Source organism: Desulfobotulus sp. (assembly GCF_034006065.1).
Lineage (GTDB): Bacteria > Desulfobacterota > Desulfobacteria > Desulfobacterales > ASO4-4 > Desulfobotulus.
The window spans coordinates 26,131-41,547 of record NZ_JAVETM010000032.1; the positions used below are offsets into that span (position 1 = coordinate 26,131).

Sequence of the window (15,417 nt, forward strand, 5' to 3'; positions counted from 1 at the left end):
CTATGATTCTCAGAGTCTCTGAAGAAGTTTTTCCGGAAACCGCTCAAAAAATGGCCGAGGAACTCGCCTCAGCCCCCCGTGTGAAAGCCCTTCTCATCCTCGGCTGCGATGGCAACGGATGGACCCGGACCCATCTTAACCCCTGGCTCACGGCCTTGAGGCTTCCTGTGTTCGGCGGCATTTTTCCCCAGATTCTGGCAGACGGCAGAAATCTTGAAAAAGGCTGTATTGTGGCAGGCCTTTTCCATGGGGTTCAGCCCCTTGTTGTCACAGGCCTCAGTCGGCCCGGAAACGATTTTGAAGCCATTTTGGAAAATGCGGCCCCAGATCCACAACTTTCCGGTAAAACCCTTTTTGTCTTTGTGGATGGCCTTTCCCGGCGCATCGGCCCCTTCATCCACGCCCTTTTCAACACCTTTGGCCTGCAACCCAACTACATCGGCGGAGGGGCTGGCTCCTTAAGCTTCACCCAGAAACCCTGCATCATCACCCCCCAGGGCCTGGTTGCCGACGCCGCCATCCTCGCCATTTCTGAGGTTCAAAGCGCCATCGGCGTGGCCCATGGCTGGTTTCCCATATCCCCTGCCATCAAAGTGACCGAAGCCCGCCAGAATCGCATCCTTTCGCTGAACTGGGAACCCGCCTTCACCGCATACCGCAGAATCGCAGAAGCCCACTCCGGCATGTCCTTTGATAAAACTCCCTTTTTTGACATTGCCAAGGCCTATCCCCTGGGCATTGCCCGCCTGGATGCGGAAATGGTGGTCCGGGATCCCATATTCACCGAATACGGCGCGCTCATCTGCGTCGGCGACATTCCCGAAGGCAGCTATGTTCATATTCTCCACGGCAACACGCCCTCCCTCATCCAGGGCGCCCGTCTCGCACGGGACACGGCCCTGGCGGCATACTCCGGTGAAAGGGAGGCTTCCGCACTCTTTTTCATGGACTGCATCTCACGGGTGCTTTTCATGGGAGAAGATTTTGAAAAAGAAATCCGGGTCATCACCCACCCCCCCTGCACCTTCGGGGCCTTAAGCCTTGGAGAAATCGCAAACACCGGCGATGCCTTCCTGGAATTTTACAACAAGACCGCTGTGGCGGGATTTCTCGGAGATCCCAATGAATCCTGAAATGTACAGAGATATCCTGCTCGAAATCGCCGTTGCCGCCAGCGGAGAGCTGGACCATGAAAAACTATTTCAGGCCTGCCTGCCTATTTTTCTGCGCAAACTGAACTGCACCCTCGCCGCCGTGATCCGCAAAGAGGATGAGGCCTGGCAGACCGTCCATCTCCTGCCCAGGGCCATGGCCAGAAATCCGGTATACCGACATGTTTCCCGAAGACTCCAGCTCGCCCTTGAAACCCCCGCCTCCCAGCCCTGGCGCTGCCTCGCCCATGAAAATTTCCTTTATTACGCCTTCCCTCTGGAAGACTATGGTTTTCTTCTTCTGGCGAGATCAAGACCCCTTGACACCTTTTTTCTCCATGAAATGATTCCCTTAAGCCGCATTCTGACCAAAGCCTGCCTCTCCTGCCTTGAAACGGAGAAACGCAGGCAGAGTGAGGCCGAACTCCTTGTCCAGAAAGCCCATTTTGAGTCCATCTTCACCAATACCCTGGACGCCATGGCCTACTTTGACGTCCAACACAGAATCCTCATCATCAACTCCCGCTTTACGGAAATGTTCGGCTATACCCAGGAGGAGGTGGCGGGCAGGGACATCAACAGCATTGTGGATCCATTGAGGATTCAGAAGGAATATGGCTCCCCCAGGATTCTCCGGGGAGAAACCCTTGAAATGGAAGCCATTCGCTATGGAAAAGACGGCAGGATCATTGAAGTGCTTCTCAAGGGCGGGCCTGTGTATGTGAACGGAGAAATCCGCGGAGGCTATGTCATTTACTCGGATATTTCCCAACGTAAAAACCATGAACGCCAGCTTCAGGAAAGCAACCTGCTGCTGGAAAAGGCCATTGCCCAGGCCAAAGCCATGGCCGGGCAGGCGGAAATGGCCACGATGGCCAAAAGCACCTTTCTTGCCACCATGAGCCATGAAATCCGCACACCCCTCAACGTCATCATCGGACTGACGGATCTCTGCCTTTCCACATCCCTCTCAGAAAGGCAGCGGGATTATCTGACAAAGGTGGCTCAGGCGGGTCACAGTCTTCTGGGTGTGATCAACGATATTCTGGATTTTTCCAGAATCGAGGCGGGTAAACTCCGGATGGAGAAAATCCCCTTTTCCCTTGAAGAGGTTTTCCGGAAAATATCCGATCTTTTTTCCCACAAGGCCAGGGAAAAGGGGCTCAGGCTCCGCTGGTCCAAAGGAAAAGAGGTCCCGGAGGACCTGGTGGGCGACCCCTTGCGTCTGGCCCAGATACTCACCAATCTTGTGGGCAATGCCATCAAGTTCACAGAAAAGGGGAAGGTGGAAATCCATACCCGCGCCCTGGTCCTGGAAGAAAAGAGCGCTGTACTGGAGTTTCAGGTGAGGGATACGGGCATTGGCATGGCAGAAAAACAGATTCCAGGCCTTTTTCAGCCTTTTTCCCAGGCGGACAGTTCCACCACCCGCAGATTCGGAGGCTCCGGCCTGGGGCTCGCCATTTCCAGAGAACTTGTGGAATTGATGCAAGGAGAGATCCGCATGAAAAGTCAGCCAGGAAAGGGCAGCATCTGCACCTTCACCTGCAGGCTGGCAAGGGGGCTTCCATCGCCGCCTGAACACCGCGTCCGGCCCCTGCCCCCTTCTGCCCTCATCCCCCTGCACGGCAAACGGATTCTCCTTGTGGAAGACCACGCGGTGAACCGACAACTGGGAAGGGAAATCCTGAAGCAGGCAAAAGTCCAGGTGGACATGGCGGAAAACGGAATGGAAGCCCTGAAGAAAATCCAGGAGCAGGCCCCAGGCCATTACCACCTCGTCCTCATGGATGTGCAGATGCCCATCATGGATGGCTATGAAGCCACCCGCAGAATCCGTCGGGATGCTCGCTTTCAGAATCTTCCCATCCTTGCCATGACCGCCAACGCCATGGCCGAAGACAGACAAAGGGCGCTGGCATGCGGCATGGATAACCACATCGCCAAACCCATTGATCCCAGGCAGCTTTTCTCCCTCCTCCTGCACCACCTGGCTGCCTCTTCGGAAGAAGAACCCCCAGGTGCGGTTGCGGAAAGGCTTTCCGGGAAGCACTCAGAAATCATCGATTTTCATGGATAAACCGCCTCAGCGGCATGGCTTTTCTTCCAGTCAGAGGGATAGAGAAAAGGCCTTTTACGCAGGCCCCACCTTTTTCAGAACTGGCCCATGTTTTTTTACACTTTTGCAAAAATCGCGAGGTAAAGCGCCTCTCCCACAGGCCTTATTTCCGTAAGGGAAAATCCAAAGGGCCGCACCAGGGTGCTCAAGGCCTCCGGAGAAAGACGTAAGGCTTCCGGTGGTCCTGGAGGGCCGGGTTTTTTCTCAAATTCCACCACCGCAAGGCGACCCTCCTTTTTCAGGGTGCGGGCCAGGGCCTTCAGCATGCCTTCCACCTTGCCATCGGCCACAAGGTCATGGATCACCGTTGCGGCCAGGCAGAGATCCACACTCTCCTGGGCCAGGGTTGTGCCCTGGGACAAATCCGCCACATGGGCCTGCACATGGCTGAGCCCCGCATCCCCGATCCGCCTTCTCAGCTCAAAGACCCCCTCTTCCCAGAGATCCACGGCATAAATGCGGCTGTGCAATCCCGCCCAGCGGGCCAGGGCGAGAGTGTAGTTGCCCGCTCCGCAGGCGGCGTCCAGAATCACAAGCCCTTCCATGGGCTCCAGCGCCTCCCGCAGGGCCTGGGTATCCACAAGTCCAAAACTGGATTTTCCAGCGGCAATGGGGACATTTTTCATGTTTCCTCCTTATTTTTCCTGAACGGGGCCATCCCTTTCCTGCACCTTTCGGGTGCGGACCAGAACCTGGGGCAATCCAGAAGTTTGGTACGCAAAACAATATAAGCCCTAAAAAAATAAAAACCAGTCCGGGCCAATCTCTTTTTTCAGACAAGGCTCCCGGCCGTAAAAGGGGCTTAAAAAAACGAAGAAAGGTCAGGGCAAGAGGAGGGAAGGCAGAACCCCGATATGCTCCAGCACCCGCTCTGCACCGGAAAAATCGCCCTGGGAATTCAGGGGACCGGGAAGCACCCAGCAGCGCAGGCCTGCGGCCAGGGCCGCACGCAGGCCCCTTTCCGCATCTTCGATGACAAGGCAGGCCTCCCTGGGAAACCCCGAAAGGGCAAGGGCCTTGAGGTAGGGCTCGGGATGGGGTTTTGAAAACCGCACATCTTCACGGCAGACCGTAAAATCAAAAAAATCCGAAAGTCCCGTGCGCGCGTGGATCAGGGAAAAGGGCTTTTTTTCGGAACTTGTCACAACCCCCATGCGAAAGTGTCCACGCAGCCTGGAAAGAACCTCCTTCACACCGGGGATGAGGATGGGTTCGCTTGCCAGGAGGTCGAGATGGTGCTGCATTCTTTTTCTGCGGAAGTCCGCCAGAAACTCCTGGGAGGCCTCCGGGAAAAAGTGGTGAATCCCCGTGGATGTCCGCAGAAAATGCTCGTGATAATCTTCAAAATCCATGGCAATGCCATGCTCGGCCAGCACCCGGCGGTTGGCTTCAAAATAACAGTGTTCCGAATCCACAAGAACGCCGTCATTGTCAAAAAAAAGGGCCTGAATGCGCATACCTTCCCAAGCCCCCATCAGTCCCAGGGTCCGCGCCGCCGCGTATCCACCACCACAATGCGACCGTTCTGAAAACGAAAGCCCGTAAGCGCCACATGGATGAGGGCAATCACCAGAGAGGCCAAAAAGGCCGTCCAGAAACCGGCCACATCAAATCCCTGCACCAGAGAGGCGGTGATCTGAAGCAAAAAAGCATTGATGACAAAGGCAAAAAGCCCCAGGGAGAGGAGGGTCACAGGCAGGGTCAGTAAAAGCAGCACCGGCCGGATGAAGGTATTGAGAATCCCGAGAATGGCTGCGGCGGTGATGGCGGATCCCACACTGGCCACCTGGATTCCGTCGAACAGCGAACCTGTCACCAGAATGGAAACCGTCAGGATCAACCAGCGTACGGCAATGTGTTCCATGTTGTATAATTCCTTATCAGGCATGAAAAATGTCAGTTTTTTTCCCGCAGACGCTGTACACGCAAAAGCCGCTGTCGCCGGGCCTCATGGCGCTGGGCGGCCAGGGTGAAACGATGCAGGGTTTCTTCCTCATCCGCTGTCAGATCCACGAAAGCGCAGTGACATTCCCCATCCCGGGTGCGGCCCAGTACTTCTCCTTTGAGAAAAAGATCCAGGGGCAGCTCCTCGGTTCGGCTTTGAAGGCGCAGCGTGAAAACATCCTCCGCCCCCAGGTGGGGGTGATGGAAACAAAATCCCCCCGCACTGAGGTTCAGGACAGGCCAGGCTTCCGCCTTTTCGCCCACCTGCACAAAAATCGCCACCGCTTCCGGAGTATAACGGAAACTCTTACGCCTTTCCTTCAAGGCCCGATCCAGCCAGGCAAAAATTTTATCCTTTTTTTTCGAGAACAAACTCAACCCTCCTGTTCATGGCCCGATTCTCCGCTGTGGTGTTGGGCCTTAAGGGCAGAAGGGAGCCATACCCTGTGGCCGTCAACCGGAAGGGGGAGACCCCTTTTTCAATGAGATACTTCAGAACCGTTGTGGCACGAAAGGCGGAAAGCTCCCAGTTGGAAGGAAAGCGAAGTGTGGCAATGGGCACATCGTCCGTATGGCCCCGGATATTGATGTTATACTCCGGATAGGCCTTAAAGATATGGACAATCTGGCCCAGAATAGGCTCAGCCTGGGGCATGAGCTGCTCACTTCCGGATTCAAAGAGAATGGTGCCCTGGATCCGCACCACCACCTTGTTGTTTAAGATCTGAACGGTGATGTTATCCCCCACGTTGCGTTCCGCAACAAAGGCATTGATATCCTCCACCATGGCTTCTTCTCTGGAGCGGCGGCCGAAAATCTCTTCAAGGGTCAGCTCCTTGCGATCCAGCTGCGGCACTTCCATGACCTCGATCACGCCTAAGGTGGTCATGTCTTTTCCAAGGCTGATGCGGATGGACTCAAAGGCCTGGCGGAAACGCTCCATGTTGAGGCTTGAAATGGAGTACAAAAGCACAAAAAACACCAGAAGCAGGGTCACCAGATCCGCGTAAGTGACAATCCAGCCCGCCCCTTCCTCATCTTCCAGAAAGTCTTCCTTGGCGCTTTTCTGTTTCATGAATCCACCTGACGTACATTCATGTTTTCAAGGGGAATCCGCTCCCTTAAGGGGATGAAGGAAGACAGGCTCTCGTAGACCATCATGGGATTGCTGCCCTTGAGAACGGAAATAGCACCCTCCAGCATGATCTCAAGCTGCATGACCTCAGAAACGGTTCTTGCCTTCAGCTTGCCCGCAATGGGCAAAAAGAGCATGGAAGAAAGCAGGGAGCCATAGAAGGTGGTGAGCAGGGCCACGGCCATGGCCGGGCCTATGGCCGAAGGATCGGCCAGCTTGGAAAGCATCTGCACAAGGCCGATGAGGGTGCCGAGCATGCCAAAGGCAGGAGCGTAGGCTCCCATTTTCTTAAACACGTCCTGCACAATGAAGTGGCGCATTTTCAAAGAATCTATCTCCGTGCGCAAAGCTGCGCGCACCACCTCCTCTTCCGAGCCATCGGCAATCAGACCGCAGGCTTTTTTAAGAAAACCCGAATCCGTCTCCAGGTTTCCCAACTCCAGAAGCCCTTTTTTACGACCCACATTGCAGATGCGGATCATGGTTTCCACGGCGGTGTTGGGATCTTCCCGGTCTTTGATAAAGGCAAAGGCTGCAGCACGGAAAGCGGCTGCCACTTCCCGGAAGGTAAAGGTGAGCAGGGTTGCCGCCATGGTGCCGCCGAGAACAATCATCATGCCAGGCACATTCACAAAGCTGCGCATGTCGCCACCCAGAAATATGGCGCTGATGATCAGGGAGATACCAGAAACAATGCCGATCAGGGATGCAAAATCCATGGGAAATCCTTACCTTACCTTTGTCCTCTGAATTTCAGGGAGAGCGCCATGGGAGGCAGACCGGGCCTGAAACCGGATGGATGCGGACAGTTTTTATGAATCCGTTGAAAAACATGAAAAAGGGCTTCGTAAGCCCCTTCTGCTTCCGCGTAACCACCCATGAAAGAAAAGAAATCCGAAAAAGGCCAACTGCCCTCTCTGGGTACCACAGCCCCCTTTCTGCGTCAACAAAGAGCGCTTGGCGCTTCCTTAAGACAAAATCCCCGCCAGGGTGTTTTCAGTCCGCCCACATCCAAAATTCACGCAACCTTCATCCAAATCCAACATGAAAAGGAGAAAAAGACCGTGGCGCAGGTCCTGATGTTCCACTCCCAACATGGAGGTTCTCCCTTGCCCCGCCTTCAAGAAAAAACACTTCCTCCCCAAGCCTGCAGCCCTCCCTCCCTTCAAGAGCTGCGGCGTATTCTGGAAATTCCCATGGGAAAGGGCGTCACCCTTGAAAGCCATCTGCCCTTTACCGTCGGCGACACCACCTGCGGCGTTGAAAATGAACTCCAGGCCCTGGTGGAAGGCAATTCTGAGGATGTGGATCTGCCCTGCGCCATCCGGGAATCCACCTATTACAGAAACCTTCTCAAAAGAAGCCTTGCCGGTGACCTGCCCGTTCAGCAGGCCGAAGCCCTCACCACCTTCTTGCACCACAATCCCGAGGGTTTGTGGGAAAACGCCTGGGTTCGCTTTCCTGAAAAGAACCTCTCCGCCTATGCCCTGCACATCTTTAAAATGGATCTGCGCGCAGACAAGAAAAACCCGGCCTCTCCCCTGCGTCAGGATGCCGAGCGCTTTTTTTTCATTAAAAATCAAGAACGCTGGATTCGTGTACCCATCAGTTACCTCTTGCGCCTGGCCCTGGCCGACCTCATCGGCCTTTCGCCCAAGGCCCATCCCCTGCTCCGGGTAAGCGCAGAAAAAATGATGGATCATTTTTTGAGCGACAATACCTCCCCGGAACTTTTCTCCTTTCATCCCGTCCTTCTGGGGTCTGGCAAAGGGGCTGCGGACAGCCTTGTCGGGGAAACCCTCAAACGTTTTCTCCTCTCCCAGCTCCTCCTGGAGCATGCCAATGAAGCCTTCGGACTTGCGGAAAACGGACAAAAAGCCCGCGTCTATTTTGCCTCCCACCCCCCCCTCAGACAAAAAGGTCTCAATGAGATCATCTCCGATGCCTTTTACCGGGAGCTTTTCATGAATCCCTGCCTTTCCGGCTGGGATCAGGGAGAAGAAAAGCACCGCTACATGGGTCTCTGCCATGAGGTACTCTCCCGCAGCCAGCTCAATGCGGTGAAAAAACTCAAAGAATGCGGCATCATCACAAGAAATCTTGTGGTGATGCCCAATACCTCTAACATCAGCCTTGCCAACAATGGCACCCATATTTCCATTGGAAGTCGCAAACTCTCCGCAGGCATGGCGGATGCAGGCAGCGGCCTTGGAAGCCTGCATGAAAAATGGATGGGGGATTTTGTCACCAAAATCACCGAATACTTCCTGCCCCTTCTGGTGGGCCATTATTCTGCCACCCCCTATCGCCTGGATTTTGAAGATTTCCACCCCGAACGGGTTCTGGGTTTTCTTCCCCACGAGCTGGACTACACCCATCTGCGCATGCTCTGGAGACGCTGGAAGAAAAAAGCCGGAAACCAGGTTTTCGGGGCCTCCCTCACGCCCTTTGGCCCTCCTTGGCTGGACCGGAACATCCGCAGGATTTTTCGCCTCAAAGGCGATCTCGTCCCGGATTTCCGGCTCATTGATTACCCTGCGGCCCTGCTCAGCACCCCCAGCAGCCCGGCCTTAGATGGCAGTCCTGACAACCAGAAACGTCTCATCTCGGATCTCAGCCATTCCGGTGTTTTTGACGCCCGCATGGCGGTTTACCTTCCCTATCGCCTGCGCGCCTTCGAAAAGATGGGCTTTTCCGGCTTTGAAGGCCGCCTTTACAGCACCTTCCCCGCCATTGGCCATGACATGGGCGCAGCAGCGCGGCTCCAGACCCTCATCACAGCCCTCGGCTACCACTACCTGCTTTCCGGACGTTATGGCCATAAGGACATACCCGATACGCCCTTTGTGGAAAGCGAGCGACGTCAGGGCCTCTTTGCGGCGGCCATCGGTCTGCCCACTCTCTATTTCCGCTGGCAGACGGAAAGTACCTTTCTCAAAGACCTTTTCCCTGGCATCCGGGATACCCGCATGAGCCGCCGCTATCCCGGCTACCTTCGGGTTCCCCTCCGGGCCTTCATGCTGGCCCTTTCTGAAAAACTCCGCAAAGACGGCGCAGGCCTCATTGACATGCTGGGTGCGGAGGATCTCATGGCAGATCTTAAAATGCGTCTCACCCATCCGGACACGGGAGCCGCAGGCAGACTCCTTTCCCTCATCCGGGAGGAAATCCCCCACCGGAAACCCCGGAATATCCCAGCCCAGCGCTTTAATCAGGCCGCAGAAACCTGCTACCGCACCCGTCTCCGTGAGACCCATATCCGCGAAGCCCTGCATTTTTTCATGGATGATGTCCGGCGCCTTGAAAACTGGTCCCGCTTCCGGGATCCGGCCTCAAGGGACGCCCTGAGATCCATTGTCAAAGACCAGGATGCCGCATCCCTTGTGGAAGGCCTGCACCGAAACCCCTGCCTTGAATCCCTCAGCCGGGAAGAGCGAACGCGTCTCATGCTCCTCATTATTCTTTCCATTCACAACGACAAAAAACACTTTGAGACCTCTCTATGAGCCCATTTTGTCATCAGTACATCGAACGTGCCACAGGAAGCATCAGGAACGAACGCCTTTTTGCCGATCCCCTGGTGCGTTTTCTCTACAACGAGATCCGGGAAAATGCGGGCTGGCTCTTTAAGGCTCTCACCTCTCCCCAGGCAAGTCACATCCTCGGAGTTCTTCAGTACGATCTTTGTTTTTTCTCTCCGCACAGAATAAAGGCGCTGATGCGGGATCTGGACGTCTGCCTGGAAGAATGTCTCAACCCCGAACACTTCCGCACCGCCAGAGCCGTTTTTGAAAGAAAAATCCGCTACTGGTCCTGTCGCCCCCAGCCGCCCGCCTTTCCCTGTGTCCTCGCCCCCTCAGACAGCCGCATGCTGCCCCTCAATCTCTCCACCCACAGTCTTTTTCCCGTAAAGGGGAAATTCTTTGACCTCAAAACCCTTGTGGGAGAAAGCCCCTGGCATGAACGCTTTGCGGGCGGCAGGGCTGCGGTCTTTCGCCTCACTCCGGACAAGTACCACTACAACCATTGCCCTGTGAGCGGGGAAGTTCTTGAAACCTTCATGGTGGAAGGCCGCTGCCATGCCTGCCATCCCGACGCCGTGGTCCGGGAAGTCACCCCCTTTTCCCGGAACCGCAGGCTCGTGACCCTGGTGGATACGGATATTCCCCAGGGCAGTGGGGTGGGGCTTGTGGCCATGGTGGAAGTGGTGGCCCTCATGATCGGCGGCATCCGGGAAGCCTACAGCCACAAAGCCTATGAGAATCCCCAGGCACTCCGTCCGGGAATGCGCATCCAGGCGGGCTGTCCCAAAAGCCTCTTTTATCCCGGAAGCTCCACCGTGGTTCTTCTCTTTGAGCCCCTGCGCATGGATTTTGAAGAAGACCTTGTGGCCAACAGCCTTCGCAGGGATGTGCAGAGCCGCTTTTGTGAAGGCTTTGGCCCTGGACTTGTGGAAACCGACCTCAGGATGGGGGAGGTCATCGGAAGGCCTGTGGCTTTAAAACCCAGCCTTTCTGCGCCAGTTCCCCTTGTTCCCTGAACCCTTTTTTTCCGGAGATTGCCCTATGCATGCAACCCTCTTCATTCTCTGCCTTGCCTGTCTCATGCTCATCCCTGCCATCTGGGGCGTCCGGAATCTGCCTTCGGAAAAATTCCAGATGCTCGCCGCCCTGCCCCTGCGCATGGAAAAAGACGGGGTATGGACGGGGCTTAACCTCACCTGGTATGGTTTTTTCACCGCAACGGCCTACACCTTCGGCACGGCCTTAGGCCTGATCCTTCTGGAAAGTGCGGGAATTCCCCTTTTTCTTTCCGCCTTTGCAGCCTGCATCCTCCTTGGTATCTGCATTCCCGCCTCCCGCTGGATCGCAGGGTGGGTGGAGGGAAAAGCCCATACCTTCACCGTGGGAGGGGCAAGCTTTCTTGGCATCCTTCTCACTCCCTGGGTCCTCCTTCTCACCGATACCCTGGGCCAGCGTTTCGGCCATGCCCCCCTGCCCCTCATCCCGGCATGGGCGGCCCTTGCCATCGCCTACGCCAGCGGCGAGGGTATGGGACGCCTCGCCTGCCTCAGCTTCGGCTGCTGCTATGGAAAACCCTTAAGCGCCCTTTCTCCCTCCCTTGCCCGCTTTTTCAGGCCCATGGCCCTGGTGTTTACCGGAAAAACCAAAAAAATCAGCTACGCCAGCGGCCTTGACGGACAACCCGTCGCGCCGGTGCAGGCCCTCACCCTCTTTCTCTATACCTTTCTCTGCCTGGGAGGCCTTGCCCTTTTCCTTATCGATCAGGCGGCCATGGCTTTGGTCCTCTGCCTTGGCGGCACCCAGATATGGCGGGTGATTTCGGAATTTCTCCGTGCGGACCACAGGGGAGAAAGGCGGTTTTCCGCCTACCAGACCATGGCCCTGCTCACCCTCCCCTACGCCCTGGCCTGTCTTTTCCTTCCCCCCTTTTCCCAGAGTCTTTTCTTTACGCCGGACCTGAAAACCGGCCTTGCCCTCCTTGGCCGGGCGCAGGTTCTGGCCGGGCTTTTCTTCCTCTGGGCTTTCACCTTCTTCTATACCGGCCGAAGCACAGTCACAGGATCCACCATCTGTTTTTTTGTCCATCAGGATCGTGTATGAAGCCTTCCTTTCCCAATGCCCATCCGGCCCTCCCAATTATTTTAGGAAGATAGGCCATCCAGACCCTCAGATGAAAACTTTTCAAGTTTTTTCAGCGCCATGCGCATTGACTTGCAAAGGTGGAACTGCTAATTTGACAGGTTATGGAACCTGGGAAAATTGTCGAATATATCGACCAACAGAAAATTATCACCGCCGTTGTCACAGAAAATAAAAAAGAACGACTCCGGCTTCTCACAGAAACCAACCGCGAGGTCAATCTTTCGGCCAACCGACTCTCCCATATCTCCGAAGCCCAGCTGGACCTCAGCATCCCCCGGGACCATCAGGTGCGTCTCCTGAAGGAAACCGCAGAACGCCGCAAGCAGCTTGCTGCGTCCATGAATCTTTCCGAACTCTGGGAAGTGCTTCAGGAGGAGGAAGACTGGCAGGATCTTGACACCGTCGCCGCCCTCTGCTTTACGGATGAAAATACCGCAGACGCCGCATCTGCGGTCATACGCACCATGTTTGCCGATCGCCTGTATTTCAAATTCGGCTCCAATCGTTTTCTGCCCAACAGTCCTGAGCAGGTGGCCCTGCTCAAGCGTCAGCATGAACGAAACGAACAAAGAAAACAGGCCATTGAAGCGGGAGCAGCCTGGCTGAAAAAGATGCTGGATAACCCCAGGCCCGAACTGCCCGCCGACTTGCATCATGTGGTCCACATACTCAGACACTATCTCGTCTTTGAAGAGGAAACACCGGGAATTGAAAACATCCGCCAGATCTTTGCTGCGGCGGGCGGCGATCCGGGAGATAAACTCTTTGATCTTTTTGTGCGTCTGGGCATCTGTGGACCCCATGAGAATCTTCTGCTCGAAAAGTTCGGCATTGCAACGGAATTTGACCGCAAAACCCTTGAAGCCGTAGCCGAACTCAAGGCCAGTCCCCGGAGCTTCACTCAGGACGCCAGGCGCAGGGATCTCACCCACTGTCGTCTCATGACCATTGACGGTCCTTCCACGCTGGATTTTGACGACGCCATCAGCATTGAACCCGCCGGAGACTTTCATATTGTGGGCGTTCACATCATCGATGTGGCGCACTTTGTCACTCCGGAAAGCCCCCTGGATCTCTGCGCCCTGGACCGGGGAAGCTCCATCTACCTGCCCGACGCCCGTTTCTCCATGCTGCCGCCCGCCATGTCCGAGGATCTGTGCAGCCTCAGAGGCGGTGAACTGCGGCCCGCCATCAGCGTTCTCATGCGGGTGGCGGATTACGCCCGCGTGCTTGATTATGAGATCACACCCAGCATCATCCGGGTGGCGGAACAGCTCACCTATTCCGACGCCAACCGCATGCTCGAGGAAGATACGGACCTTGCAAACCTAGATCGCATTGCAAGGAATTTCCGCTCCCAGCGCCTCATGGCGGGTGCTGTGCAGATTTCCCTGCCGGAAGTGAACATCCGGGTGGATGAGGACAGCGGAGAGATTCTCATCTCCAAGATCGACAGAGAAAGTTCCAGCCGCATGCTGGTGGCGGAAATGATGATCATGGCCAATGCCATGATGGCGGATTTTCTCAAGAAAAATCAGATGCCCGCAGTCTTCCGGTCCCAGGCCGAACCCAAAAATCGCCTCTACAAGGGGGATGAGGGCTCGCTCTTCCAGAACCTCATGCAGCGCAGACACTTAAACCGCGTGGTGCTGACTCCCCAGCCCGAACCCCATTCCGGCATTGGCTTTCCCTGTTATGTGACCGCCACCTCACCCATCCGGAAATACTGGGATCTGGCCACCCAGCGTCAGATCCGGGCCATTCTCGGCATGGAAACTCCGGCCAGCCGAGAAGACATCCAGGCCCTCTTTGCACGTCTGGAGCAGCCCATGGCCGCCGTGGGGCGGGTGCAGTTTTTCAGAAAGCGCTACTGGCTTTTCAAATACCTTGAAGGCCGCATCGGACAAAGGGAAAGGGCCATGGTTCTGGAGGAAAGGCGCAACCAGTACCAGGTACTGCTCCTTGATTACATGCTCGAATGGATGCTGCCCGTCTCTTCCGGTATCCAGCTCAGGCCTGAAACCGAAATCGAGGTGGTGATCCAGCAGGTCAATGCAAGGCGGGATCAGCTTTCCCTCTACCTCGGCTGATGCCCATGGAAAACGAAGCCACCGTACCCAGAAAAAACTGGCAGCACCAGGCCACTGCCTTTCTGGCCCGCTGCCGGGCGCAGATGTGGGGCAAGCACAAGGAAGAACCCCTCGCCTGGCTTTACAGGGCGGGGTTTTCCGTTTCCTTTGCTCAGGATCATTTTTTAGGCTGGAATTTCAGGCCCATGCAGCGCAACGCCGCTCTCTGGCTCGGGGAAGATCGCGCGGGTGAAAAATATGCCCTCCCCCAGGGTCTGCTTCTGCCCTGGATCCAGGAATCACAGATGCTCCGCCTTTCCATCCTCGGGATGGAAGGAGACACCTTCATACTGGAAGGCAGCAGCCTCCGTCCCCTTGTGACCGAAAAAGGCCCCTGTCTCCTTGTATGCGCCAGTGACGGCGACGCCTTCCGCCTTCTCCAGGAAACAAAACCGGGCACTGCGGTCATGGCGGCTCCGGACTTTTCCCTGCTCCGCCCTTCGGATTTTGAGGGTTTTGGCAGAATCCGCCTCGTCACCCCTTTCACCGATGATGTCAGACGCCTCCTCGATGAACTGCGGTCCCAGGGCCGCATGGCCCAGGCCTTCCCTTTGCCGGAAAGAGGCCTTGTCAGCGGTCTGCTTTCAGGAGAGCTTTCTTTTTCCCGCATCCCCGCCATGGCGCTTTTCTGACCCGCCCTTCACCCCTGGGCCTTAAGAAGATCCCCAAGGCAGAGGTCCGCAGCCAGCACCCCGCAGAAAATCCCTTCTTTGTTCCGCACAGGCACGGAAACCGTACAACAGAAGGCATCCGTTGCCCTGGACCTGTAAATCTCCGACACAAAGGCTTCTCCCCGCGCCCGTACAGCCCCAAACCAGGGGCGATCCGACCAGTCCGAACCCAGACCATCGGAAGCATAGACCGCCTCCATACCCGGACGAAACTGATTGGCCACCGTCTGTACGCCCTGGGAGTCGGTCATATAGGCCAGCTCCACATACCCCGCACCGGAAACAAAATCCCGGAGCAACCCTTCCCGCACCGCCCTCTTGTCCGACAAAATTTCCGTTGAAGCGGCCAGTGCGCCCACCGCTTCCCTGGCTCTCCGGTGGCAGCTCAGATGAAAAGCGCCCGTGGCCACAAGCTGGGTTTCGGTCAGGGCCCGGATACGTTCCGCACAATCGAGAATCTTCACATTCTCGGCATTGCGCTTTTCAATGCCCGCTCCCAGGCTGAGAACCGATTCCCGCATATCTCCGATCACCTGGGCCTGGGCTTCGGCGGTTTCCCTCACAATGTCCATATCCTTCACAAAGGCCCCGTGCTGCGCACC

14 protein-coding genes are annotated in these 15,417 nt (G+C 56.1%); 7 read left to right on the plus strand and 7 right to left on the minus strand.

Annotated elements, in window-relative coordinates:
• Positions 1-2 precede the first annotated feature (2 nt).
• Both RBR60_RS11955 and RBR60_RS11960 read left to right on the plus strand, forming a co-directional pair.
• The gene (locus tag RBR60_RS11955) at positions 3-1,133 is read left to right on the plus strand and encodes an FIST signal transduction protein (protein WP_320357056.1); all 1,131 of its coding nucleotides are present in this window, start codon (positions 3-5) and stop codon (positions 1,131-1,133) included.
• Positions 1,123-3,231 carry an ATP-binding protein gene (locus tag RBR60_RS11960; RefSeq protein ID WP_320357058.1) on the plus strand — a complete coding sequence of 703 codons (2,109 nt, stop codon included), beginning with the start codon at positions 1,123-1,125 and terminating at the stop codon, positions 3,229-3,231. The genes RBR60_RS11955 and RBR60_RS11960 overlap by 11 nt, the downstream gene beginning before the upstream one ends.
• A gap of 95 nt (positions 3,232-3,326) precedes the next feature.
• On the opposite strand, the gene RBR60_RS11965 is transcribed toward RBR60_RS11960, so the two are convergent.
• The 6 genes from RBR60_RS11965 to RBR60_RS11990 all read right to left on the minus strand — a co-directional run bounded on the left by RBR60_RS11965 (position 3,327) and on the right by RBR60_RS11990 (position 7,068).
• Positions 3,327-3,896, minus strand: coding sequence for a class I SAM-dependent methyltransferase (locus RBR60_RS11965; RefSeq protein ID WP_320357060.1), 570 nt, complete (start codon positions 3,894-3,896; stop codon positions 3,327-3,329).
• Between the two features lie 195 nt (positions 3,897-4,091).
• A complete protein-coding gene (locus tag RBR60_RS11970; RefSeq protein ID WP_320357062.1) occupies positions 4,092-4,727 on the minus strand; it encodes an HAD family phosphatase in 636 nt (211 codons plus the stop codon).
• Positions 4,728-4,744: 17 nt separating this feature from the next.
• Positions 4,745-5,134: a phage holin family protein gene (locus RBR60_RS11975; RefSeq protein WP_320357064.1), complete on the minus strand. Its 390-nt coding sequence runs from the start codon at positions 5,132-5,134 to the stop codon at positions 4,745-4,747.
• A 32-nt stretch (positions 5,135-5,166) separates the two neighbouring features.
• Positions 5,167-5,586 (minus strand): PilZ domain-containing protein, encoded by a 420-nt coding sequence (locus RBR60_RS11980; RefSeq protein ID WP_320357067.1) that lies wholly within the window; start codon positions 5,584-5,586, stop codon positions 5,167-5,169.
• Entirely contained in the window at positions 5,564-6,289 is a 726-nt protein-coding gene (locus RBR60_RS11985; RefSeq protein WP_320357069.1) for a flagellar motor protein MotB, read from the minus strand. Before RBR60_RS11985 ends, RBR60_RS11980 begins: the two co-directional genes overlap by 23 nt.
• Positions 6,286-7,068, minus strand: coding sequence for a motility protein A (locus tag RBR60_RS11990; RefSeq protein WP_320357071.1), 783 nt, complete (start codon positions 7,066-7,068; stop codon positions 6,286-6,288). Before RBR60_RS11990 ends, RBR60_RS11985 begins: the two co-directional genes overlap by 4 nt.
• A 390-nt stretch (positions 7,069-7,458) precedes the next feature.
• Here RBR60_RS11990 and RBR60_RS11995 point away from each other — a divergent pair, with 390 nt between their 5' ends.
• The 5 genes from RBR60_RS11995 (at position 7,459) to RBR60_RS12015 (ending at position 14,776) form a co-directional block, all read left to right on the plus strand.
• Complete coding sequence (locus RBR60_RS11995) at positions 7,459-9,855, plus strand: hypothetical protein (protein WP_320357073.1); 2,397 nt, start codon at positions 7,459-7,461, stop codon at positions 9,853-9,855.
• Positions 9,852-10,889, plus strand: coding sequence for a phosphatidylserine decarboxylase (locus RBR60_RS12000; protein ID WP_320357075.1), 1,038 nt, complete (start codon positions 9,852-9,854; stop codon positions 10,887-10,889). Before RBR60_RS11995 ends, RBR60_RS12000 begins: the two co-directional genes overlap by 4 nt.
• 25 nt (positions 10,890-10,914) lie before the next feature.
• A complete protein-coding gene (locus RBR60_RS12005) occupies positions 10,915-11,973 on the plus strand; it encodes a prolipoprotein diacylglyceryl transferase family protein (RefSeq protein WP_320357077.1) in 1,059 nt (352 codons plus the stop codon).
• Between the two features lie 143 nt (positions 11,974-12,116).
• Positions 12,117-14,105 carry an RNB domain-containing ribonuclease gene (locus RBR60_RS12010; RefSeq protein ID WP_320357079.1) on the plus strand — a complete coding sequence of 663 codons (1,989 nt, stop codon included), beginning with the start codon at positions 12,117-12,119 and terminating at the stop codon, positions 14,103-14,105.
• Between the two features lie 5 nt (positions 14,106-14,110).
• Positions 14,111-14,776 carry a hypothetical protein gene (locus RBR60_RS12015; protein WP_320357082.1) on the plus strand — a complete coding sequence of 222 codons (666 nt, stop codon included), beginning with the start codon at positions 14,111-14,113 and terminating at the stop codon, positions 14,774-14,776.
• Between the two features lie 8 nt (positions 14,777-14,784).
• Here the strand turns inward: RBR60_RS12015 and RBR60_RS12020 are convergent.
• On the minus strand, positions 14,785-15,417 hold a 633-nt coding region (locus RBR60_RS12020; RefSeq protein ID WP_320357084.1), incomplete at its 5' end, for a PDC sensor domain-containing protein.

Excerpts from the sequence above, each read along its gene's own strand:
- RBR60_RS11955 (WP_320357056.1), top strand. The coding sequence starts at position 3 with ATGATTCTCAGAGTCTCTGAAGAAGTTTTTCCGGAAACCGCTCAAAAA.
- RBR60_RS11960 (WP_320357058.1), top strand. The coding sequence starts at position 1,123 with ATGAATCCTGAAATGTACAGAGATATCCTGCTCGAAATCGCCGTTGCC.
- RBR60_RS11965 (WP_320357060.1), bottom strand. The coding sequence starts at position 3,896 with ATGAAAAATGTCCCCATTGCCGCTGGAAAATCCAGTTTTGGACTTGTG.
- RBR60_RS11970 (WP_320357062.1), bottom strand. The coding sequence starts at position 4,727 with ATGCGCATTCAGGCCCTTTTTTTTGACAATGACGGCGTTCTTGTGGAT.
- RBR60_RS11975 (WP_320357064.1), bottom strand. The coding sequence starts at position 5,134 with ATGGAACACATTGCCGTACGCTGGTTGATCCTGACGGTTTCCATTCTG.
- RBR60_RS11985 (WP_320357069.1), bottom strand. The coding sequence starts at position 6,289 with ATGAAACAGAAAAGCGCCAAGGAAGACTTTCTGGAAGATGAGGAAGGG.
- RBR60_RS11990 (WP_320357071.1), bottom strand. The coding sequence starts at position 7,068 with ATGGATTTTGCATCCCTGATCGGCATTGTTTCTGGTATCTCCCTGATC.
- RBR60_RS12000 (WP_320357075.1), top strand. The coding sequence starts at position 9,852 with ATGAGCCCATTTTGTCATCAGTACATCGAACGTGCCACAGGAAGCATC.
- RBR60_RS12005 (WP_320357077.1), top strand. The coding sequence starts at position 10,915 with ATGCATGCAACCCTCTTCATTCTCTGCCTTGCCTGTCTCATGCTCATC.
- RBR60_RS12010 (WP_320357079.1), top strand. The coding sequence starts at position 12,117 with ATGGAACCTGGGAAAATTGTCGAATATATCGACCAACAGAAAATTATC.
- RBR60_RS12015 (WP_320357082.1), top strand. The coding sequence starts at position 14,111 with ATGGAAAACGAAGCCACCGTACCCAGAAAAAACTGGCAGCACCAGGCC.